This is a genomic window from Rhizobium leguminosarum bv. trifolii WSM2297, from assembly GCF_000271845.1.
In genome coordinates, this window is the sequence record NZ_JH719393.1 from 712,597 (window position 1) to 734,194 (window position 21,598).

Sequence of the window (21,598 nt, forward strand, 5' to 3'; positions counted from 1 at the left end):
TCATGGATGATCTCGAATTTCGTCTTTACTTGAAAATCGATGTCGTCCAGCTCGATTTCTGGATCGAACAGGGCTGGCTGATCCCGGAGACGTCGGGCGAAAGGCGACAGTTTCGCGACGCCGATGTCGCTCGCGCTCGGCTCATTCTGGATCTGATGGACAACATGGGTGTCAACGACGCTGGCGTCGACATCGTCATGGACCTGGTGGACCAGCTTCACGATCTGCGGGGAACGATGGGCCAGCTGATGGCCGCCATCAGCCGGCAGGAGCGGGATATTCAGCAACGGCTGTTCGAAAGCCTCGAGGACATCGACCGGTTTTAGACGTTCATTTGCCTGCCTTCGGATATTTGCATCAAGTCGTGAACCAGTAGCGGACGATGTGGAAGAACAGCGGCGCTGCGAAGGTGATGGAGTCCAGGCGATCGAGCACGCCGCCATGGCCCTCGATCACATAGCCCCAGTCCTTGGCGTTGAGATCTCGCTTGATCGCCGAGAGCACGAAACCGCCGAAAAAGCCGGCGACGACAATAACAGTGCTGATGGCCGCGGCCTGCAGCGGTGAGAACGGCGTCAGACGATGGAGCAGCGTCCCGACGAGGATGGCTGTGGCGCCGCCGCCGAACAGGCCTTCGAGCGTTTTCGATGGGCTGATGTTCGGCGAGAAACGGTGCTTTCCGAGCAGTTTCCCCCAGACATACTGGAAGACGTCGCTGAGCTGCACGACGATGACCAGATAGACGAGAAGAAGCGCCGACGGCGTACCGGTCTGCAGCATGAGGAGCGCGGGGGCGTGGCTGATCGAATAGACCGTCAGCATCAATCCCCATTGCACCCTGGCGCTGCGCGCCAGGAATTCGTTGACGTCGCCCGTCAAGGTCGCCACCGCAGGCAGGATCAGGAAGGCATAGACCGGGATGAAGATCGCAAAGAGCCCGTACCACTGCGTTCCAAGCAGCACATAATGCACCGGCAGGACCACGAAAAAGGACAGGAACAGCGCCAGGTGATCACCGCGCCGCGATGGCGTTAGCGTCCAGAATTCGCGAAGCGCCATGAAGGACAGGAATGCGAACAGGATGACCACCGCGTTATCGCCGAGCAGGATCGCGCCCCCGAACACCGCGACCATGATCCACCAGGAACGAATGCGGTCGTTGAGGTTGTGGACGGTGGCGACGGAGCCGGGTTCCACCGCACGCCGCTGCAGGATGAAGCCGATTGCCGAGGAGACGGCCAGCAGGCCGAGGATCGCGGCAAGCACGATGGAGAAAAAGCTGTTCATGCGATGCGCTCTCCATTCGCAAGCTCGATGACCGCGGCACGAGCGCGGGCCAGGAATGCTCCCTTGTCTTCGCCCGGTTCGACGCGCAGCGGCTTGCCGAAACGCGCCGTGCAGGTGATCGGTACGATCAGCATGCTGCCCTTCGGCAGGATGCGCTGCAGGTTATCGAGATGGATCGGCACCAGATCGACATCGGGGAAACGGCAGGCAAGGCGATAGATGCCGCTGCGGAACGGGGCGATCTCATCGCTGGCGCTTCTCGTCCCCTCAGGAAAAATCAGGATCGAGCGCCCCTCTTCGAGCAGGCGTTCGAGCGGTTCCAGCGGGTTGCTGTCGGGCAGAGGCTTGCGGTCTATCAGGACGGCGCGCAGGCCTTTCTCCGCGATGAAACGGCGAAAGGCGTTGGTTCCCCAATAGTCGCGCGCCGCAACCGGATGGGTCAGCCGCCGCACCTGATACGGCAGGGCGGCCATGACGGCGACGGTATCGACATGGCTGTTGTGATTGGCGAAATAGATCCGGCGGCGCGTGTCGGGCGTGCAGCCCCGCCACTCGCTTCGGGCGCCGACCATGATGCGGACGAAGAGCACGAGAAGGCGACGGATGATTGCGATCATAGTCTCTCCAGGGAACGGGTAAGCCTTGTCGTCCGCGTGATGCAGGTGACCAGGCTTCCTGCCGCGATGATCGCGCAAGCGCCAAGCAGTGACCAGCGACCGCCGGATATCGGCGTCTCGATGCTCTGGGCAACGAGACCAGCCGTCAGCACCGCCATGCGGCGTTGTTTGGCCATGATGCCGCTGAAATCCTGGGGAAGACCGACCGCTCCGCCGAAGACTCTGATGTAAGCAGTGAGTGCGGCGAGTAGTGCGGACAGCCAGCCGAGTGAGGGAAAGCCGCAGGCATAACCGGCCGCAACAAGCAGCAGGCTGTCGGCGATCCGGTCGGGGAATTCGTTGTAGATCGGGCCGCTCTTGGTTTTCTTGCCGCCTTCGATCGCGACCATCCCGTCAAGCAGATTGCAGACGAGCCGAAACTGCACCGAGATCGCCGCGCAGACCATGGCGATCGGATGGGCCGTGAAGAAGATGAGCGTCGCGCCGATGCCGGCAAACAGGATCGACAGCAGCGAAATGCCGTTCGGCGTGACGCCGTTGCGCGCCAGCCATGCGCTCATGCCGATCGCCCAGGACGACGACCGGCTCGCGATCGGTCGCCGCGAGGCGTCCCCTTCTTCCCCCATTTTTCATTTCCCCAGCCCAACGCTTCCTGCATATCCTGCCAATGTCGTCGCGCCAAGCACCATCGCGCTGTAAATTCGGCCCAAGGTCTCTTCCTGCCGCCGCCAACGGCCCTCACCTGGAACAGCAGTCTTGACCGCTTGAAAAAGCACGGCGGCATCAGCCGCGCAAGCCTTCCATGCCGCGTCATTCCAGCCAAGCCGCGAGCCCGACGACGCTCCGAAAAATCGGCTGAGGACGATAGCGCATTGCCGCCGAACGGCCTGATTTTTAAGCCCGATCGATGCTTGACACATTTTTAGGCGCTACTATGATTTTTGAACCAAATGGTAAAAAAGGGGAACAATCAATGACCAAAGACATCCTGATTTCACGCCGGGCAGTGATCGCGTCGGGCATTGCGCTTGGCGTCAGCGGCTTTGCCCCATTGGTGAGGGCGGCCGCGCCGCTGAAAGTTGCCGGCATTCATGCATCACCGGTCGAAAATGCCTGGAACTCCTGTCTGCACAAGGCCCTGCAGGACGCCGCCAAGGAAGGCGTCATCGAATATGTCTTCTCCGAAGGTGTGTCCGGCACCGATTATCCGCGCGCCATGCGTGAATATGCCGAACAGGGCAACAAGTTGATCATCGGTGAGGCCTATGCGGTGGAGAAAGAGGCCCGACAGGTCGCGGCCGACTATCCCGATACCGCCTTCGTGCTGGGTTCGAGCGGCGAGCAGGCTGGTGACAATTTCGGCGTCTTCGGCACCTGGAACCATGACGGCGCCTATCTTGCCGGCATGCTGGCGGGCAAGATGACCAAGTCGAACATCGTCGGTTCGGTCGGCGCCATCCCAATCCCCGAGGTCAACATGCTGATCAACGCGTTCGCGGCCGGCGTCAAGGCCGTCAATCCGGACGCAAAGCACCTCGTCTCGTTCATCGGTACCTTCTTCGATCCGCCGAAGGCCCGCGAAGCCGGTCTTGCCCAGATCGATGCCGGAGCCGACATTCTGTTCGGCGAGCGCATCGGCACTGCCGATGCTGCCAAGGAACGCGGCATCAAGTCGGTCGGCTCGCTGATCGACTATACACCGCGTTACCCCGATACGGTGTTTGCCAACGCCATGTGGTATTTCCGCCCAATCCTCGACGCTGCCATCGCCGATGTCGCTGCCGGAAAGCCGGTCGGCAGGAACTACACGTCTTACGGCCTGATGAAGGAAGGCGGCAGCGATATCGTCTTCGTCAAGGGCGTGGCGCCCGCCGAGGCCGAGGCTGCGATGGAAGCCAAGCGGGCGGAGATCAAGGCCGGCACCTTCGAAGTTCCGAAGATGATGGACGAACCGAAGTAATTCGGCTCATGCAAGGTGACGCAACGGACCTGGCGGCGGCAATCAGGCATGGCAGCCTGAGCGCTGCGGAGGCAATGCAGGCTTCGCTCGACGCAGCTGCGCGGCAGGAGCCGCTCGGCGCGATCGCTTATCTCGACATCGCCATGGGCCTCGCCTCGGCACACGCCTGCGACCGGGAGCGGCGGAGCGAGCCCGAACGTTTCGCCGCCCGGTCGTTTGGCGGGGTGCCGACTTTGGCGAAGGATCTCGGTGGCCCCTTCGCCGGCCTGCCGGTGACCGCCGGTTCCCGTCTGTTCGAGAGAAAAGGCGGCGCAGCGGACTCCGATCTGGCTGCCCGTTTCCGCGACGCCGGCTTTTGCCTGTTCGGCCTGACGACGAGCCCGGAATTCGGTCTGTCGCTCGCCAGTGAACCGGCGATCGGGCCTCTCTGTCGAAACCCACTCGATCCGGCACGCACTGCGGGCGGCTCCTCCGGCGGGGCGGCGGCAGCGGTCGCCGCCGGGATCGTCGCAATTGCTCATGCCACTGATGCCGGAGGCTCGATCCGTGTGCCTGCCGCCTGTTGCGGCCTTATCGGAATGAAGCCGACGCGGGGCGCCATTCCCGGCGGGCCATCGTTCGGCAACCACCTCGCCGGCATTGCAAGCGAACTCGCAGTCTGCCGCTCGGTGCGGGATGCGGCGCTGATTTTCGAAAGGCTGAGAGGCAGTTCAAGGGGACCCTTTGCGGACCCTTCCCCCGTCGATCTGGGCAACGGCCGTTTTCGGATCGGCCTGCTGACCGAGACAGGGGCCGTCTATCCGACTGAGGATGGCCGGCTCGCAGCCATCGAGGCTGCGGCTCGCACGCTCGAGGGCGACGGACACGATATCGTTCCGCTGAGTTGGGTCGAGTTCGAATCGAGTGTCGCTGCCAGCAGCCGCGCCTTTGCCGATATCGTCAGCGTCAACCTCGCCGCGCTCTTCACGGCGGCGGGTGAGGAAAACAGGGCCGAGCCCCTGACGCGGGCCTTCGCCGCCCGTGGGCGGGCGCTTCCGGCCACATCGCTCTGGCACACGCTGAACGAGGCCGTTATGGTGAGCCATAGGCTCTGGACGTTGTTCGACAGGGTCGATTGCATTCTAATGCCGATGCTTTCGTCCGCGCCTGTTGCGATCGGCTCCTTTCCGTCCGATCATGTCGATACGGATCTGCATCTCGAGCGAATGACGGCATTTGCGCCGCTTGCCTGCCTCGCCAATATTTCGGGTTTTCCTGCTTTGACACTGCCTTTCGGACAGGATGAGCACGCCATGCCGCTGCCGGTGCAGATCATGGCGCCGATGGGTCACGAGCCCGGTCTCCTGTCGATTGCCGCACGCCTGGAGGCCGAAGGGCGGTGGCAGCACCGCTTTCCCGTCGCTGGACTGCCGTCATGACCGGACCGGTGCTGGAGATCCTCAGCGTCAGTAAACGCTTTGGCGCCAATCTCGCCAATGACGATATTTCCATGACCCTCGCCAGAGGTGAGGTCGTGGCGCTGCTCGGTGAGAACGGCGCCGGCAAGACCACGTTGATGAGCATCCTTTTCGGCCATTACATGCCGGATGCCGGCCGAATTCTGATCGAAGGCACCGAGGTGCCGCCTGGCAAGCCGCGTGCGGCGATCCGCGCCGGCGTCGGCATGGTGCATCAGCATTTCTCGCTCGCGCCCAATCTTACCGTTCTCGAAAATGTCATGACCGGCACGGAAAGACTGTGGTCCTGGCGCTCGGGAACGTCAGCGGCGCGGAAGAAGCTCCTGGCAATATCCAGACGCTTCGGCCTCACGGTCGATCCGGATGCCCGCCTTGGCGACCTGTCGGTCGGCGAGCAGCAGCGTGTCGAGATCCTCAAGGCGCTCTATAACGACGCCCGCATCCTGATCCTCGACGAGCCGACCGCAGTGCTGACCAACATCGAGGCCGAACGGCTGTTCACGACGCTGAAGGAAATGGCCCGTCAGGGCCTGTCGTTGATCTTCATTTCGCACAAGCTCGACGAGGTCATGGCGGCGGCCGACCGCATCGTGGTCTTACGCGGTGGCAAGATGGTCGCCGAACGCAAGGCCTCGGAAACCAGCAAGGCGGAACTCGCCGAACTGATGGTCGGGCGCCGCGTAACGCGGCCCGTGCGCGAGCCGTCGACACCCGGGGCCGTCGCCCTTGAAGCGGCCGGTGTAACGGTGCGCACCGGCGGCATCGATCGGCTGAGATCGATCAGCTTCCGGCTGCATCAAGGCGAGATCCTCGGCATCATCGGCGTTTCCGGCAACGGCCAGGCAACATTGTCGCATCTTCTTTCCGGTATGCTGGCCCGGAGCGCCGGCGACCTTCTGCTGTTCGGGCAAGCCGTCGGCAATCTCCGTGTCATTGATGTCGTCGAAGCCGGCATCGGCCGTATTCCCGAGGACCGGAACGAGGAGGGTGTGATCGGCGAAATGGCGGTCTGGGAAAACGCCGTGCTGGAGCGGGTCGCATCACCGGCCTTTTCGCGCCGCGGCCTCGTCAACCGCCATGCCGGCATGGCCTTCGCCAGGGAGATCATCGATGGATTCGATGTCCGCGGCGGCGGACCAGCCATCAGAACCCGGCTGCTCTCCGGCGGCAACATGCAAAAGCTCATTCTCGGCCGCAACCTGCATCGGCGGCCGCGCATCCTGATCGCGGCACAGCCCGCGCGTGGTCTCGACGAAGGGGCCGTGGCCGCCGTCCACGCCCGCCTGCTCGAAGCGCGCCGGCAGGGGACCGCCGTGCTGCTGATCTCGGAAGACCTCGACGAGGTGATTGCGCTTGCCGATCGCATACAGGCAATCGTTGGGGGCCGCCTGTCCCCGCCCGTCGAGGCTGATAGCGCCGATGCCCGCAGGCTGGGACTGATGATGGCCGGCGAATGGCAAGAAAATCGCGAGGCAGGCCATGCGATTTGAGCGCCGTGAGCACCGTCCGCTGTACCTGCTGATCGTCACGCCTGTCGTCGCGGTCCTCGCAGCGCTCGCTCTCTCGGGCATCCTGATATCAATCGCCGGAGCGCCTGTCCTCGATGCCTATTGGCGCATCCTGACCGGTGCCTTCGGCTCGCGGCTGTCGGCGACCGAAACCTTGACGCGGGCAACGCCGCTGATGCTGACGGGGCTTGCTGCCGCCGTCGCCTTCCGGGCGCGGCTCTGGAATATCGGTGCGGAGGGCCAGTTCTATTTCGGCGCGATCGCCGTTGCTGCGGCGAGCTCGAAACTGCTGGGCAATCTTCCCGCCCCCATTCTCATTCCGCTGCTGCTGCTGGTCGGCGCCATTGCCGGCATGGTGCTGATCCTGATCCCGCTCTGGCTAAGGCTGCGTTTCTCGGTCGATGAGGTGGTTACCAGCCTGCTCCTGAACTTCATCGCCGTGCTCTTCGTCTCGATGCTGATCGATGGCGTTCTCAAGGATCCGCTCGCCTTCGGCTGGCCGCAGTCGCAATCGGTCAGCGATCACGCCATGCTGCCGAAGCTGATCGCCCGCTCGCGCTTGCATATCGGCTTGGCGATCGCGATCGCATTGGCTATCGTCGTCCATTTCATCCAGTCCCGCACCGTGTTCGGCATGCAGTCCCGCGCCGCAGGCCTCAATCCCGCCGGTGCGGTCTTCGCAGGCGTTCCGCTCGGCAGCACGCTGGTGAAAGTCGCCTGTCTCTCGGGCGGTCTTGCGGGGCTTGCAGGAGCGATCGAGGTGATGGGCGTCAAGGGTTATGTGACGACCGACCTGTCGCCCGGTTTCGGCTATTCCGGTATCGTCGTCGCCATGCTCGCCAACCTCAATCCGCTCGGCGTCGTCTTCGCCGCCATTTTCACGGCGACCATGTTCGTGGGCGCGGACGGCATGAGCCGGGGCCTCGGCATCCCGACCTATATCGCCGACGTCACGGTGGCGCTGTCGCTGCTGACGATGTTGATCGCGTTGTTCTTCACCCAATACAGGATCCGGCGATGATGCAGCTGTTCGACATCATTGCTTCATCAGGGCTCTGGGCGGCAATCCTGCGGATCGCCACGCCGCTGATTTTCGGCACACTCGGCGCCTTGTTGTGCGAACGGGCCGGCGTGCTCAATCTCGGCATCGAAGGCATCATGACCTTCGGCGCGATGATCGGCTGGCTTTCGGTCTATCATGGCGCCGATCTCTGGACCGGCCTGCTGATTGCGGCGATAGCTGGCGGCGTCTTCGGCCTGCTGCATGCGGGGCTGACGGTGACGCTCGGCCTCTCCCAGCATGTCGCCGGCCTCGGCGTCACGCTGTTTGCCTCGAGCTTCAGTTATTATCTTTTCCGGCTGATCGTGCCGCTTGCCAATACCCCGCCCACCATCGTGCCGTTCCAGCCGATCGCCATCCCCGGTCTCTCGACCCTACCTTTCATCGGGCCGGCCTTTTTCACCCAGACGGCGCCGACCTATCTTGCGATCCTCATCGCCCTGCTGATGGCCTACATCATCTTCCGTACGCCCGTCGGACTTGCCATCCGCATGACCGGCGAAAACCCGCATGCGGCGGAAGCCCAGGGCGTCAATCCGATGAAGGTGCGCTATGGGGCGGTCATCGCAGGCAGCGCGCTGATGGGAATGGGCGGCGCCTTCCTGACATTGTCTGCGTTCAACAGCTTCTTCCCGACCATGGTGCAAGGGCGCGGCTGGATCTGCATCGCGCTCGTCGTGTTCGCCTCCTGGCGTCCGGGCCGCGCGCTTTTCGGCGCCCTTCTCTTCGCCTTCTTCGATGCCTTTCAGCTTCGGCTGCAGACCGCGCTGAGCGGGCTCGTGCCTTACCAGCTCTTTCTGATGACGCCCTATATCCTTTCCATCGCGGCCCTTGCCGTCATGGCCCGCCGGGCCCGCGTTCCGCAGGCGCTGATGCAACCCTATCGCCGCGGCGAGCGCTAAAACAAACCCTGTCCAAGAGGCTCCGATGTTCGATCTGATTGTCAGACATGCAAATCTCGCCGATGGCCGAAACAACATCGATATCGGCATTCAGAGCGGCAAGATCATTGCTCTTGAATGCAATCTCCAGGCGCAGGCGGGGGAAGAAATCGACGCGACGGGCCGGCTGGTCAGCCCGCCTTTCGTCGATCCGCATTTCCACATGGACGCCACACTGTCCCTCGGCCTGCCACGCATGAACGTCTCCGGCACGCTGCTCGAGGGCATAACACTCTGGGGAGAGTTGCGGCCGATCGTAACGAAAGAGGAACTGGTCGATCGCGCCCTTCGCTATTGCGACCTGGCGGTCACGCAAGGCCTGCTTTTCATTCGCAGCCATGTCGATACCAGCGATCCCAGGCTGGTGACGGTCGAGGCGATGATCGAGGTTCGCGAGAAGGTCGCGCCCTATATCGACCTGCAGCTGGTCGCCTTCCCCCAGGACGGTTATTACCGCTCGCCGGGCGCCATCGACGCACTCAACCGCGCCCTCGACATGGGTGTCGATATCGTCGGCGGCATTCCGCATTTTGAACGGACGATGGGCGAGGGTACGGCCTCCGTCGAGGCGCTCTGCCGCATCGCCGCCGATCGCGGCCTGCCGGTCGACATGCATTGCGACGAAACCGACGATCCGCTCTCGCGCCACATCGAGACGTTGGCTGCGGAAACCATCCGCTTCGGCCTTCAGGGACGCGTCGCAGGCTCGCATCTGACCTCGATGCATTCGATGGACAATTATTATGTCTCCAAACTCATCCCGCTGATGGCGGAGGCTAAGATCAACGTCATCCCCAATCCGCTGATCAACATCATGCTGCAGGGCCGGCACGACACCTATCCGAAACGTCGCGGCATGACCCGCGTCAGGGAATTGATGGATGCAGGGCTCAACGTTTCCTTCGGGCACGATTGCGTCATGGACCCGTGGTATTCGATGGGATCGGGCGACATGCTGGAGGTCGGCCACATGGCAATCCATGTCGCCCAAATGGCCGGCATCGACGACAAGAAGAGGATCTTCGACGCGCTGACCGTCAATTCGGCGACGACGATGGGGCTTTCAGGCTACGGCCTGGAAAAGGGATGCAACGCCGACCTCATCATTCTCCAGGCGCGCGACACGCTGGAAGCGCTGCGGCTGAAGCCGAACCGGCTGGCGGTCATCCGCCGCGGCAAGGTCATCGCCCGCTCGGCGCCGCGCATCGGCGAACTTTTCCTGGACGGGCGCCCGGCACGGATCGACGGCGGCCTGGACTACGCACCTCACTATTAAAACAAAAGGGCCGCAAGCCGCGACCCTCTTCAATCCGCTTTGACCTGGAGCCTATTTCTTCGAGGCCTCGTAGAGCGCCTTGGTTTCGGCGTTCATCGGGTAGAGGCCGGGCAGCGGCACGCCGTCCTCGATCCTGGTCATGATCCAGGCTTCCATGCGCTCTTGTTCCGGTGCTTCCGCAAGCACCGCGTCGAGCAGATCGGCTGGGATCAGCACGGCGCCGTCCTGGTCGACGACGATGATGTCGTCGGGAAAGACCGCCACGCCGCCGCAGCCGATCGGCTGCTGCCAGGCGACGAAGGTGAGGCCGGCCACCGAGGGCGGCGCGGAAACCCCGCGGCACCAGACCGGCAGGTTGGTGCCGAGCACGCCGGCAAGGTCGCGCACGACGCCGTCGGTGATGAGGGCGGCGACGCCCCGCTTCTGCATGCGGGCGCAGAGGATGTCGCCGAAGATGCCGGCATCGGTCACGCCCATCGCGTCGACGACGGCGACGCAGCCTTCCGGCATCGCCTCGATCGCGGCGCGCGTCGAGATCGGCGAAGCCCAGGATGCCGGCGTCGCCAGATCTTCGCGCGCCGGCACGAAGCGCAGCGTGAAGGCCGGGCCGACGATGCGCGGCTGGCCGGGCTTTAAGGGAACGGCGCCGCGGATCCAGACATTCCGCAGCCCCTTCTTCAGGAGAACAGTCGTCAGTGTCGCTGTCGAGACGGTCTTGAGGGTTGCTATCGCTTCAGAAGTAAGGGCCATCGGTTCTTGGGTCCAATCCGGTTGTTTTTGTCAGATGCTCTGGATCATGCCGCCATCGACGCGGATCACCGAGCCGGTGAGATAGGAGGCAGCTTCGCTCGCCAGGAAGGTGACGACATTGCCATATTCCTCCGGCCGGCCATAACGGCCGAGCGGGATGCTGCTGGTGCTTTCGGCGACGACGTCATCGATGGAGCGGTTTTCACGCTTGGCCTTCTGTTCGTCGAGGAAGGTGATGCGGCCGGTGGCAATGCGGCCCGGCAGGACGATGTTGACGGTGATCCCGTCGCGCCCGACCTCGCGCGCCAGCGTTTTCGACCAGCCCACAAGCGACAGGCGCAACGCGTTCGAAATGCCGAGATTGGGGATCGGCGCGACCACGCCCGATGACGTCGAGGTGACGATGCGGCCCCATTTGCGCGCCCGCATCTCAGGCAGCACGCGATCGGTGATTGATATGACCGAGAGCACCATGCTCTGGAAATGCTGGCTCCAGACCGCGGGGGCCTGGCCGGAGACGGTGGTCGGCGGCGGGCCGCCTGTATTGTTGACGAGGATGTCGACCGGTCCGAACTGGCGCTCGATCGCAGCGACATGCGTCTCGATCGAGCCGAGGTCGGAAAGATCCCATTGCAGCGCCAGCGCCCTGCCGCCTTCCGATGTGATCGCGGCCACGGTCTTTTCGGCAGCGGAGAGGTCGATATCCGCCGCGGCAATTCTGGCGCCTTCGCGCGCAAGCTCGGCGGCAATTGCGCTGCCCAGTCCGCCGCCGGCGCCGAGCACCAGGGCGGTTTTGTCCTTCAGGCCGAAATCCATTCCGCTCGTCTCCCTCACATGGTCGTGCCATCTTTCGGAGCATCGGACTGTAAATAAAATATCGCTTTTGCTTGGTTCAAGAGATAGAAAAACTATCGATGGACACACGTTTTCTCGAAACCTTCATCGTGGTCGCCGAGCGGCACTCGCTGGCGGAGGCGGCCCAGCGGCTGAACCTCACGCCGGCCGCAGTCGCCCAGCGCATCCGCGCCCTGGAGGCCGAGCTCGGGGTGCGGCTGCTCATGCGCTCCGGCCGCGTCATGCGACCAACGGAGGCGGGTTTTGCCATTCTCGAACGCTGCAGGGATCTGGTGCGCGATACACGCGACCTGAAGGCGATGGCCGGCACCGTGACAATTTCGGGCGAGATGCGGATCGGCGCGATCAACACGGCGCTGACCGGCATCGTTCCCGACATTCTCCACCGCCTCGCCGAGGAGTATCCGCTGATCGAGATCTTCATCAAACCGGGCGCTTCGATGGATCTCTATACCGAGGTTCTGAACGGCATGCTCGATGCAGCCTTCGTCATCGAACCGCGATTTCCAATGCAGAAGACGCTGACCTTCAACACGCTGCGCCGGGAACCTTTGGTGCTGATCGCGCCGCGAGACTGCGAGGGCGCGGATCCGCTCGAGCTCCTAAAGACGATGCCATTCATCCGCTACGACCGCAACCAGTGGGGCGGCCACATCGCCGACGAATATCTGCGCCAGATCGGCATCCGTCCGGTCGAGCGTTATGAGCTCGACGCACTGGAGGCGATCGCGGTGATGGTCAATCGCGGTCTTGGGATCTCGATCGTGCCGGATTGGGCGCCGCCGTGGCCGGCCGGGCTCGATATCGTCAAGCTGCCCCTTCCCCGTGCCTCTGCCGTACGCACGGTCGGCATCGTCGCGGCATGCGCTTCGCCGCGCGCTAACCTTGTCGCCGCACTTCTGGAAACCAGCCGTGCGGCGATGGGAGCCTGATTGCCTGCATCACATGCCGGCTGTGGCGCCGGCACGCGTGGCTTCAGGCGATCTTCTGGCGAACCGGCAGTTTCCAGCCGGGCCGGACGAAGTGGCAGGTATAGCCGTTCGGAATCCGCTCCAGATAGTCCTGGTGCTCGGGCTCGGCCTCCCAGAAATCGCCAACCGGCACGACCTCGGTGACGACTTTGCCGGGCCACAGGCCCGAAGCGTCGACATCGGCGATCGTATCCCTGGCGACGCGTTCCTGCTCGGGGCTGGTATAGAAGATCGCCGAGCGATAGCTCGTGCCGACGTCGTTGCCCTGGCGATTGCGCGTGCTCGGGTCGTGGATCTGGAAGAAGAATTCGAGGATTTCCCGATAGCTGATCCTTGCCGGATCGAAGACGATCTCGATCGCCTCGGCGTGGGTTCCGTGGTTGCGATAGGTAGCATTGGCCACATCGCCGCCGGTATAGCCGACGCGGGTCGAAATCACGCCCTTGTATCTTCGGATGAGGTCCTGCATGCCCCAGAAGCAACCACCGGCGAGCACTGCACGTTCTTCGGTCATTGGATATCTCCTTTTTCCGCAGAGATAGTGTCTCGTGCTGCCGATTTCCATACGGGCGTAAATAAGCACAGCTGTGCAATTTCCCTGCGATACCTCAGATCCTGTCATGTCGATGTTACGCGCCGGCGCTAGCAAGGCCTTGGACAATCCTGCGGAGGCGCGGCCTCGACACCTGATGGAGATGGCTTATGAATAGGCGTGAATTTCTGATCACATCGTCGGCTGCGGGCGGTCTGCTGGCTCTTCCGCGTTTCGCATCGGCGGCAGTCGGCACGATCGACCTCTACAGCGGTTCGGATGCCAATATCGTCGATCTCTGGACCAACATCATCCGCCCCGCCTTCGAAAAGGCGCATCCGGGTGCTACCCTGAAGGTGACCGATGCCGGCGACAATAACGGCCTGCGCGCCATTGCCGATCGTGCGCTCGCTGCACTGAAGACGAAGACCGATCCCCAGGCCGACCTTTTCGAGCAGTTCGATCCGCGCCTGCCCTCCGGCGCCATCGATGCCGGCCTCTGGGTCAAATTCTCCGCCGAAAACATCGAAGGCTACGACCACATCAACCCGCTTGCCCTCGATACCCCCTACTCCCTTCCCTATCGCGGCTCGCAGGTGCTGCTCGCCTACGACACGACCAAGCTCGACCCGAAGGATGCGCCGAAGAGCTGGGATCAACTCACCACCTGGATCAAGGCCAATCCGGGCCAGTTCATCTACAACCGCCCTGACAAGGGCGGCTCGGGCGGCAACTTCGTCCGCCGGGCGATTCACGAGGTCAACGGCCGCGATCCGAAGAAGTTCAAGGTCGACAATTTCACCGCTGACTCCGCCACCGATGCGCTGACGCCGGCCTGGAAGATCCTCAACGACCTCGCCCCCTCGCTCTACGACAAGGGCGCCTATACCGCGGGCAATACCCAGTCGATCCAGCTGCTCGCCCAAGGCGTCGTCACCATGGTGCCGGTCTGGTCGGACCAGGTGCTGCAGGCGATCGCCCAGGGCGTGCTGCCCGAGACGACAGGCCTGGTGCAGCTCGGCGACCTCGCTCTTTGCGGCGGGTTCTCCAGCATTACCGTCTTCTCCAACGGCGCCAACAAGGACGCGGCGCTGAAGCTTGCCGCATTCATGCTGACCAAGGAAATGCAGGAAGCGATCATCACTGAGATCGGCGGCTTCCCTGCGATCTCCTGGGATCACATCTCCGACGACCTCCGCAAGAAATATGCCGACGTCATTCCGTCGACCATCCCGACCTTCCCGAGCGGCGATTGGGAAAAGGCGATCAATGACGGCTGGTACCGCAATGTCGCGCCGAGCATCAGCCGCACCTGATGTCCGCCGATACCGCGCTGGCGGCACCGCGCCGTCACCACTCCATCGACAGGGGGAGCTCGATCGGGCTCCTCCTCGTTGCCCTGCCGGTCTTCCTGCTCGCATGGCTGATCGTCTTTCCGATCTTTTCGGCGGTTGTCGGCACGATCTTCGTTCGCGGACCTGACGGCGCGACGGAATTCTCGCTCGCCTCCTATCGGTTCTTCTTCACCGATGGCTACAGCGTCGACAATCTGTGGCTGACGCTCTGGACCACCGCCGTCTGCGGCATCCTGCTTTTGGCAATCGGCCTTCCGATCGCGCTTTATCTCCGCTTTTCGCAGGGGCGCCTTGCGGCTTACGTGCAGGGCCTCGCCATCTTTCCGATGTTCGTGCCGTCGATCATTCTCGCCTACGCGCTGATCAGGACCATCGGGCCGAACGGCACCGTCGACCTGCTGCTGAACTCCGTCGGTCTGCCGAAGCTGCGCACACCCTATCTGACGCCCTGGGGACCGGTCATCGGCCTCGTCTGGGACAACCTTCCGCTGACGGTGCTGATGCTGACGGCCGGGCTCTCCTCGGTTTCGAACAGCGCCATCGAGGCTGCCCGTGATGTCGGGGCAAGACCGCTTCGGGTCTTCATCTCGATCATCCTGCCGCGCATGGGCAACTCCCTGCTGGTCACCGCTTCCTTCGCCGTGCTCGGCATCTTCTCGGCCTTCACCCTTCCCTATGTGCTCGGCCCGGCGTCGCCCGAGATGATGGGGCCGTTCATGCAGCGCACCTTCGCCGACATGAACGACCCGCTTGATGCCATGACGCAGGCGGTCATCACATTCGGCTTCTGCCTGGTCTTCGGCATCTTTTATATCAGGTCGATCGCCCGCAACCGCGAGGCCCGGCCATGAGTGTCGGCAAATCCGCCATCGCGCTACGCTTCGACTGGACCGGCCTGCTTTTCGCATGCCTGCTGACGCTGTTCATCGCGCTGCCGCTGATCGTCGTCGGCACATGGGCCTTCACCGAGGTCTGGCGTTATCCCTCGGTGATCCCGCAGCAGTTCGGCCTGCGCTTCTGGGGCCAGACGCTGGCGCGCAAGGATGTCTGGGACGCTCTGTTCCTCAGCCTGCGGCTGACGGCGACGGTGACCATTCTGTCCGCCATCATCTGCCTTCCCGCGGCTTACGCCTTTTCGCGCCTGCGCTTTCCCGGCAGGAACATCCTGTTCCTCTCGTTTCTCGCATCGCATGCCTTTCCGAAATTCGGCCTGCTCGTCGCCATTGCCGGCATCTTTCTGCAGCTCGGCCTGATCAGCACCTTCTGGGGCGTCGTGCTGATTCAGCTCGTCGGAACGCTGATGCTGATGATCTGGATCCCGGTCGCGGCCTTCCAGAATGTCGACCGGCGCATGGAAGAGGCGGCGCGTGACGCGGGTGCTGCGCCGCTGCGGGTCTTCTGGTCGATCACCCTGCCGCAGGCCGCGCCGACGATATCGGCAGCGCTGCTCCTGACCTTCGTCGGCACTTTCTACGAAACCGAAGGCGCCTGGCTGATCGGCGCGCCGGAGATCCGCACTATGCCGGTGCTGATGATCAGCTTCATCAACAATCAGATCGTCGTGCAATACGGCGCCGTGCTCTCCGTCATGCTGTGGGTGCCGTCCTTCATCGCGCTGATGTTTGCGCGCCGCGTGGTCGGCACCGGCGCCTTTGCCAGAGGTTTTGGCGCATGACGCGCCGCGCGTCATTTCAGAAAAGGGTTTGAGGATGGCACATCTGGCGATCGAAGGCGTTTCGAAGCTGTTCGGAACCAGCTTTGCCGTTCGTGACTTCTCGCTCGAAGTCGGCGACGGCGAACTCGTCTGCCTGCTCGGCCCGTCCGGCTCCGGGAAGTCGACGCTGTTGCGGATGATCGGCGGTTTCGAGTGCCCGAGCGGCGGGACGATCCGCATCGATGCGAAAGATGTGACGAGCCTGCCGCCCGAGCGTCGCCCGACCGGCATGGTTTTCCAGAGCCACGCGCTCTGGACGCATATGGACGTCTTCAACAATATCGCCTTCGGCCTCAAGCTCCGCCGGCTGCCGAAAGCGGAAATCCGTGAGCGTGTCGAGAGCGCATTGGCGCTGGTCGGCCTTGCCGATTACGGCCGCCGGATGACGACGCAGCTGTCCGGCGGTCAGCAGCAGCGCGTCGCACTCGCCCGCTCGCTGGTGCTCGAGCCGAAGATCCTGCTGCTCGACGAGCCCTTCGCCAGCCTCGACCAGCACTTACGCGAAAGGCTGCGGGAGGAAGTGCGCGATATCCAGCAGCGCCTCGGCATCACCACGCTCTTCGTCACCCACGGCCAGGACGAGGCCCTGGCGCTCGCCGACCGCATCGTCGTCATGCGCGATGGGCGCACCGAACAGATCGCCCCGCCGAGTCTGATCTACCGGCAGCCGCAGACGGCTTTCGTCGCCGGCTTCATCGGTTCGATGAATTTCGTCCAGAGCCACGTCAGGAGCGGCGTCTGCGAACATCCGCTCTTCCCGCTTGCCGTTCCCGTCAAAGATGGGCCGGTGACGCTGGCAACCCGCCCGGAAGCGCTGACGATCCGTCCCTCGGACCGGGCGGATGCGGCGACAGTCCATCGCATCGTCGACTTCGGCACCCACAAGACGGTCGATATCGATCTTGTCGACGGCACCCGCCTGAAGGCGATGGTGGCGCCGGACGACCGGAGCCGGGCCGGGATGAAGGTCGAGCCGAGCTTCGCCGGCTTCTTCGTCTTCCGCGACAATCAACTCGTCCATCAGTCGATGCCGGCAAAAGCCGATGCTGAAAGCGAACCGCTCCTGCGGGTGTAACCGCTTGGAACGCGCCGGCTCACGCCTTGGTCCGGAAACCTTGCTGCAGCCAGGGATGCAGTGCCTTGCTGGCGGCGAGAATATCGCCCTTCCCCTCGACTTCGGCGCCGGAGAAACGGGTAACGATGCCGCCCGCCTCTTCGACCATCAGCGCCGAGGCGCCGAAATCATGGATCGACAGCCCGTCCTCGAAAAATCCGTCCAGCCGGCCGCAGGCGACATAGGCGATCGACAACGCCGCCGAGCCGAGGCGGCGCACGCCCGCCGTATTGGCCATCAGGCGTTTGATGGCATCGAAATAGGTTTCTTCCGCAACCGCCTTGACCTGGCCGGGGATCGGCAGACCGGCGCCGACCAGCACGTTCTCGATGTCGCCGACATCGGCGCAGCGGATGCGTTCGCCGTTGAGATAGGCGCCGCCGCCGAGCTCGGCGCTGAACAACTCGTCCTGCATGGCGTCATAGACGACGCCGGCGACAAGCCTGCCGCCTTCGCCGATCGCGATCGTCATGCCGAAATGCGGGAGGCCCCAGGCATAGTTGGTGGTGCCGTCGATCGGGTCGATGTAGATGATCGGCGTGTCCGGTCCCGCGGTGCGGTTGCCGACGGCTTCCTCGCCCTGGATGGCATAATCCGGGAAGGCCTTGGTCATTTCATCGACGATGATCCGCTCGACGGCGACATCGATCTCGGTCTGATAGTCGCGCGGCGCTTTGGCGAGCATTTCCTGAGACGTTCGCCGGCGCAGCGAGCGGCGGGCGGTTTCGCCCGCCTTCAATACGGTCTCGGCAAGCACGACGAGGCGGGACGACACAGTCGGGGAAAGACGCGCTGATATCGGGGAGGATGCCATGAAGAAAATCCGGATGCTGCAGTGTGGCGGGCGAATCGTGTCGAGCCAATCCCTTGGCAGACGCTGATGATGATTTTGTGAAGCTGCTTCAGCCTCGGCAACAATGATCTGACGATCGACGCCATACAGGCTATTTCAGAATCGCTTCAAGCTCTAAAATGGTCGGAAACGCCTTTGTCGTCCCGTGTCGGGAGACGGTGATGGCGGCGGCGGCCGCGGCGTGTTCGATAGCTGGCCTGTCCAAGCGCTGCCCGCGTAGCGCGCAGGATGCCAGAGCGACGGCCATAAACGTATCGCCTGCACCTGTTGTATCGACCACATGGCAGGCGCGGGCGGGCACTTCAATGCTATCGCGCTGGTTCACAAGCATCGCGCCGTCGCCGCCGAGGGTCAGGACGACCTCGCGCAGGCCCCGGCTCAGGAGATATTCAGCGGCGTCCCTGCCTGTCGTTCCCGTCAGGGTCTGCGCCTCACCTTTGTTGAGAAAGGCAATGTCGATCAGCGCCCAGAGATCGGAGAAATAGGAGCGCACCGGCGAGGGATTGAAGGCAGTGACCATGCCGATCGCTCTTGCATGCTCGAGGATGTCGCGGGTCGTCCGGTCGGACAGATTGCCCTGCAGCATCATGAGATCGCCGGGACCGGCCGTCGACAGAATTCGCCTAACTTGGGACAGGCACAGGCTTTGCGCCGATTCCGTCGTCGTGACGATGGCGTTTTCGCCGCGCGGCAGCCGGAAGATGATCGAGACGTCGCTTGATGCATCTTCTATCTCGATCAGTTCGCTCTGAAGCGGTTCCTCCGCGAGGCAGCGGCGGATCGCATCGGCTCTCACATCCCTGCCGACAGGCGCCACCAGCGTTGTCGGCACGCCGCAACGGGCCATGACGACCGCCTGGTTCGTGCCCTTGCCGCCGAGATCGCTGCCACCGGGATTGCCGAGGATGGAGGCACCGATCACGGGAAGGTCGGAAACAGCGATGGTTTCGTCAATGGCGATGTTGCCGACTATGTAGGCGCGCATGCATCCACTTTCGCAAGGCTGACGCTAAAGGTAAGGCGCATCGTGAAAATCGATCTCAAGGTGCAACGCCTGGCCGAAGATCGCGCTCAATCGCGCCTTTTCATCCTCTTCCAGCATTTCTCCTGCAACGTCGAGTTCATTTTTCAACCATTGCGCCTGGGCGGCGAAGCCCGGCTCGACATGCAGGTCGACCCATTCCTTCAGCAGCGGATCGCTGATCGGGCGGCTGGCTGCTTCTTTCGACCATGTCCAATACATCCACTCGGCTGCAAACATCGCTGCCACAATATCGAGGAAACCGCCCCGCCGGGCGATCTCCAGCATGCCGGCGCGGAATGCCTCGACCCTAGGAATTCCGGTATCGAACGACGAGGGATCGATTCCGCGGCTGGCGAAGGTGCGTTCGAAATAGGCGATCTGTTCGTTTGCAAGTGTGTCGAGAACTGCGATCAGCCAGCGTTTCTGCGCCATCGTCTTGGCGGTCGCCGCCGCATAGGCGAAGATCGAGATGGCGCTGTCGACAAAAGCGCCCTCAAAGACGAGATAACGCTCGAAGGCCGCCTTTGTCAGCCTATCGTTTTGGACGTCCTCGACGAAGCGGTGGCTGAGCATCGCTCCAAGGACGGCGTCGTTTTCGCGTAGGATGCGGGCCGAAAGGCTTTCCGTCGCCATGCTCAGCCCTTCAGACCCGGTTCGGCTGCGGCGCGGAAGGCGCGCACGCGCTCGATATCGACAGGGTTCCACCAGACGCCGCCATGTTTCAGCGAGGACGCGACGATGACGCCATTGGTACGGCTGAGAATATCGACGATATTGTCCTTGTTGACGCCGGAGCCAACGAGCAGCGGCAGATGTGTGGCCGCGCCGATTTCCTCGATCTCCTCCATCGTTGCCGAATTGCCGGTCCGCTGGCCGGTGGCGATGACGCCATCGGCATCGAAGAAGGCGAGATCGCGCGTCAGTTCCTGGATCGAGCGGTCGGCGACGATGGCGTGGCTTCCATGTTTGACGTGGCTGTCGGCGAAGACCTTGATGTGCTCGGCTCTCAGCAACGAGCGGTATCGCATGGCTTCAGCCGCCCTGCCCTCCATGAAGCCTTCGTTGGCGACATAGGCATTGGCCCATTGATTGACGCGGATGAATTTGGCCCCACCTGCCATGGCAATGGCGAAGGCTGGAATCGGCGCATTGGCCAGCACGTTGATGCCGAGCGGAACGCCGGCCACGCGCGCGATCCGGTCGGAGACGACAGACATGAAACCTGTCGTTTCCGGGCCGATATCTTCGGGCTTCGAGAATGGTACGTCGCCGTGGTTTTCGATGATCAGCCCATGCAGGCCGCCTTCCACGCAGGCTTCGGCGTCACGCATGCACGCATCGTAGATCGCATCCATTGCCGCACCCCTGTAACGCGGCGCGCCTGGAAAGGCCGGGCAATGGATCATGCCGATCAGAACCCTGTCCCTGCCGAAAATGTCCCTAATGGCGTTGGACGGCCTGTCCGAAATTTCCTGCATGTCATTCCCTTTCCAATTCCTGCCGCGAGGTAGAATCATGCCTGCTTTTCGGTGAGCCAACCGAGGATGTTTTTCCAGAGCCGGCCGTAGCCTTCCCATTCGCAGAAAGCAGGCGAGAGCCAGTGCGGGCCGATGTCCGATGTCCAGGCCGCCGTGCGGCCGGCACCGTGCCTGCCGACGACCAGCAGCGGATGGCCGCCCTGATCCTCCGGCAAGCGCGCGACAACCTCGACATCCGCGCGGTTTCGTGGCTCGACCTCGTTGACGCCGAGAAGCATCGGCCAGGCACCTTCGAGGTCCTTCATCGTCGGATGCTCCGGCTTCACCACCTCGGCAACAGTTCCCTCGGGAATTTCGATGCGGTCATCATAAGGAAGGCACGTGACGGGCAGCGTGTCTTCGACCGGAGTGCGCCGCCAACGCGCCTTGCCGTCGATGCCCTGGAAGGAGAAATATCCCCCGACCATCAGGAGGCCGCCGCCCTTCTCCACCCACACCTTCAGAAGCTTCAGGCGGTTCGGCACCGTGCGCGAATGCAGCCATACATCCGGCGGCAACAGCAGCGAGTTGGCGCCGATATCGGAGAGAATGATGGCGTCATAGGCGTCGAGCCCCGCCATCTCGAAGGGGAATTTCTCTACTGCCTCATGCGCCGGCATATAGGTGAGCTCGAAGGCGCTGCCAGCGAGCGCCTTGACCAGCGGTTCGGCGCCGAGATGGAAGGTGACGCTGCCGAACTGATCGAAGCCTTTGTAATGCGTGGCGGAGCTGACCCAGCTCTCGCCGACAAGGAGGATTTTTTTTGTCATGGTCTGCGTTTACCTGTGATCGATTGAATGGATGGAG

Annotated in this window: 23 protein-coding genes; 12 read left to right on the top strand and 11 right to left on the bottom strand. The window is 63.0% G+C overall.

Features of this window, described 5'->3' with window-relative positions; all coding sequences use genetic code 11:
- The first annotated feature begins 2 nt into the window (after window positions 1–2).
- Window positions 3–326 (top strand): chaperone modulator CbpM, encoded by a 324-nt coding sequence (locus tag RLEG4DRAFT_RS07120; RefSeq protein ID WP_003576441.1) that lies wholly within the window; start codon window positions 3–5, stop codon window positions 324–326.
- 31 nt (window positions 327–357) lie between these two features.
- Here the strand turns inward: RLEG4DRAFT_RS07120 and RLEG4DRAFT_RS07125 are convergent, their stop codons facing one another.
- The 3 genes from RLEG4DRAFT_RS07125 to RLEG4DRAFT_RS07135 are packed head-to-tail and all read right to left on the bottom strand — an operon-like array spanning window position 358 to window position 2,530.
- The gene (locus RLEG4DRAFT_RS07125; protein ID WP_003576442.1) at window positions 358–1,287 is read right to left on the bottom strand and encodes a phosphatidate cytidylyltransferase; all 930 of its coding nucleotides are present in this window, start codon (window positions 1,285–1,287) and stop codon (window positions 358–360) included.
- Window positions 1,284–1,904, bottom strand: coding sequence for a lysophospholipid acyltransferase family protein (locus tag RLEG4DRAFT_RS07130; protein WP_003576443.1), 621 nt, complete (start codon window positions 1,902–1,904; stop codon window positions 1,284–1,286). The genes RLEG4DRAFT_RS07125 and RLEG4DRAFT_RS07130 overlap by 4 nt, the downstream gene beginning before the upstream one ends.
- Window positions 1,901–2,530: a CDP-alcohol phosphatidyltransferase family protein gene (locus RLEG4DRAFT_RS07135; RefSeq protein WP_003576444.1), complete on the bottom strand. Its 630-nt coding sequence runs from the start codon at window positions 2,528–2,530 to the stop codon at window positions 1,901–1,903. Before RLEG4DRAFT_RS07135 ends, RLEG4DRAFT_RS07130 begins: the two co-directional genes overlap by 4 nt.
- A gap of 347 nt (window positions 2,531–2,877) precedes the next feature.
- Between RLEG4DRAFT_RS07135 and RLEG4DRAFT_RS07140 the strand changes: the two genes are divergently transcribed.
- Genes RLEG4DRAFT_RS07140 through RLEG4DRAFT_RS07165 form a run of 6 tightly spaced genes read left to right on the top strand, consistent with a single transcriptional unit; the run spans window position 2,878 to window position 10,106 of the window.
- On the top strand, window positions 2,878–3,864 hold the full coding sequence (locus RLEG4DRAFT_RS07140) for a BMP family protein (protein WP_003576445.1): 987 nt from the start codon (window positions 2,878–2,880) through the stop codon (window positions 3,862–3,864).
- An 8-nt stretch (window positions 3,865–3,872) separates the two neighbouring features.
- Window positions 3,873–5,282 carry an amidase gene (locus RLEG4DRAFT_RS07145; protein ID WP_003576446.1) on the top strand — a complete coding sequence of 470 codons (1,410 nt, stop codon included), beginning with the start codon at window positions 3,873–3,875 and terminating at the stop codon, window positions 5,280–5,282.
- Window positions 5,279–6,811: an ABC transporter ATP-binding protein gene (locus tag RLEG4DRAFT_RS07150; RefSeq protein ID WP_003576447.1), complete on the top strand. Its 1,533-nt coding sequence runs from the start codon at window positions 5,279–5,281 to the stop codon at window positions 6,809–6,811. Before RLEG4DRAFT_RS07145 ends, RLEG4DRAFT_RS07150 begins: the two co-directional genes overlap by 4 nt.
- A complete protein-coding gene (locus tag RLEG4DRAFT_RS07155) occupies window positions 6,801–7,850 on the top strand; it encodes an ABC transporter permease (RefSeq protein WP_003576448.1) in 1,050 nt (349 codons plus the stop codon). The genes RLEG4DRAFT_RS07150 and RLEG4DRAFT_RS07155 overlap by 11 nt, the downstream gene beginning before the upstream one ends.
- Entirely contained in the window at window positions 7,847–8,791 is a 945-nt protein-coding gene (locus RLEG4DRAFT_RS07160) for an ABC transporter permease (protein ID WP_003576449.1), read from the top strand. The genes RLEG4DRAFT_RS07155 and RLEG4DRAFT_RS07160 overlap by 4 nt, the downstream gene beginning before the upstream one ends.
- A 25-nt stretch (window positions 8,792–8,816) precedes the next feature.
- A complete protein-coding gene (locus RLEG4DRAFT_RS07165; RefSeq protein ID WP_003576450.1) occupies window positions 8,817–10,106 on the top strand; it encodes an amidohydrolase family protein in 1,290 nt (429 codons plus the stop codon).
- A gap of 51 nt (window positions 10,107–10,157) precedes the next feature.
- Here the strand turns inward: RLEG4DRAFT_RS07165 and RLEG4DRAFT_RS07170 are convergent, their stop codons facing one another.
- Window positions 10,158–10,856 carry a ribonuclease activity regulator RraA gene (locus RLEG4DRAFT_RS07170; RefSeq protein ID WP_003576451.1) on the bottom strand — a complete coding sequence of 233 codons (699 nt, stop codon included), beginning with the start codon at window positions 10,854–10,856 and terminating at the stop codon, window positions 10,158–10,160.
- Window positions 10,857–10,886: 30 nt separating this feature from the next.
- Entirely contained in the window at window positions 10,887–11,672 is a 786-nt protein-coding gene (locus tag RLEG4DRAFT_RS07175) for an SDR family oxidoreductase (RefSeq protein WP_003576454.1), read from the bottom strand.
- 98 nt (window positions 11,673–11,770) lie between these two features.
- On the opposite strand from RLEG4DRAFT_RS07175, the gene RLEG4DRAFT_RS07180 reads away from it, so the two are divergent.
- Window positions 11,771–12,643, top strand: a complete 873-nt coding sequence (locus tag RLEG4DRAFT_RS07180) for a LysR family transcriptional regulator (protein WP_003576456.1) — start codon at window positions 11,771–11,773, stop codon at window positions 12,641–12,643.
- 43 nt (window positions 12,644–12,686) lie between these two features.
- Here RLEG4DRAFT_RS07180 and msrA read toward each other — a convergent pair whose 3' ends face one another.
- Complete coding sequence (msrA, locus tag RLEG4DRAFT_RS07185) at window positions 12,687–13,196, bottom strand: peptide-methionine (S)-S-oxide reductase MsrA (protein WP_003576459.1); 510 nt, start codon at window positions 13,194–13,196, stop codon at window positions 12,687–12,689.
- Window positions 13,197–13,384: 188 nt separating this feature from the next.
- On the opposite strand from msrA, the gene RLEG4DRAFT_RS07190 reads away from it, so the two are divergent.
- The 4 genes from RLEG4DRAFT_RS07190 to RLEG4DRAFT_RS07205 are packed head-to-tail and all read left to right on the top strand — an operon-like array spanning window position 13,385 to window position 17,358.
- On the top strand, window positions 13,385–14,530 hold the full coding sequence (locus RLEG4DRAFT_RS07190; protein WP_003576460.1) for an extracellular solute-binding protein: 1,146 nt from the start codon (window positions 13,385–13,387) through the stop codon (window positions 14,528–14,530).
- Window positions 14,530–15,420, top strand: a complete 891-nt coding sequence (locus RLEG4DRAFT_RS07195; protein WP_003576461.1) for an ABC transporter permease — start codon at window positions 14,530–14,532, stop codon at window positions 15,418–15,420. Before RLEG4DRAFT_RS07190 ends, RLEG4DRAFT_RS07195 begins: the two co-directional genes overlap by 1 nt.
- On the top strand, window positions 15,417–16,244 hold the full coding sequence (locus RLEG4DRAFT_RS07200) for an ABC transporter permease (protein WP_003576463.1): 828 nt from the start codon (window positions 15,417–15,419) through the stop codon (window positions 16,242–16,244). Before RLEG4DRAFT_RS07195 ends, RLEG4DRAFT_RS07200 begins: the two co-directional genes overlap by 4 nt.
- A 34-nt stretch (window positions 16,245–16,278) precedes the next feature.
- Window positions 16,279–17,358 (top strand): ABC transporter ATP-binding protein, encoded by a 1,080-nt coding sequence (locus RLEG4DRAFT_RS07205; RefSeq protein ID WP_003576465.1) that lies wholly within the window; start codon window positions 16,279–16,281, stop codon window positions 17,356–17,358.
- A gap of 19 nt (window positions 17,359–17,377) precedes the next feature.
- Here the strand turns inward: RLEG4DRAFT_RS07205 and RLEG4DRAFT_RS07210 are convergent, their stop codons facing one another.
- The 5 genes from RLEG4DRAFT_RS07210 to RLEG4DRAFT_RS07230 form a co-directional block, all read right to left on the bottom strand.
- Complete coding sequence (locus RLEG4DRAFT_RS07210) at window positions 17,378–18,211, bottom strand: inositol monophosphatase family protein (protein WP_003576466.1); 834 nt, start codon at window positions 18,209–18,211, stop codon at window positions 17,378–17,380.
- A 130-nt stretch (window positions 18,212–18,341) separates the two neighbouring features.
- The gene (locus tag RLEG4DRAFT_RS07215) at window positions 18,342–19,235 is read right to left on the bottom strand and encodes a ribokinase (protein ID WP_003576468.1); all 894 of its coding nucleotides are present in this window, start codon (window positions 19,233–19,235) and stop codon (window positions 18,342–18,344) included.
- Window positions 19,236–19,259: 24 nt separating this feature from the next.
- The gene (locus tag RLEG4DRAFT_RS07220) at window positions 19,260–19,907 is read right to left on the bottom strand and encodes a TenA family protein (RefSeq protein ID WP_003576471.1); all 648 of its coding nucleotides are present in this window, start codon (window positions 19,905–19,907) and stop codon (window positions 19,260–19,262) included.
- Between the two features lie 2 nt (window positions 19,908–19,909).
- Window positions 19,910–20,752, bottom strand: a complete 843-nt coding sequence (locus RLEG4DRAFT_RS07225; protein ID WP_003576473.1) for a BtpA/SgcQ family protein — start codon at window positions 20,750–20,752, stop codon at window positions 19,910–19,912.
- 35 nt (window positions 20,753–20,787) lie between these two features.
- Window positions 20,788–21,561, bottom strand: coding sequence for a glutamine amidotransferase (locus RLEG4DRAFT_RS07230; protein ID WP_003576475.1), 774 nt, complete (start codon window positions 21,559–21,561; stop codon window positions 20,788–20,790).
- Window positions 21,562–21,598: the final 37 nt, after the last annotated feature.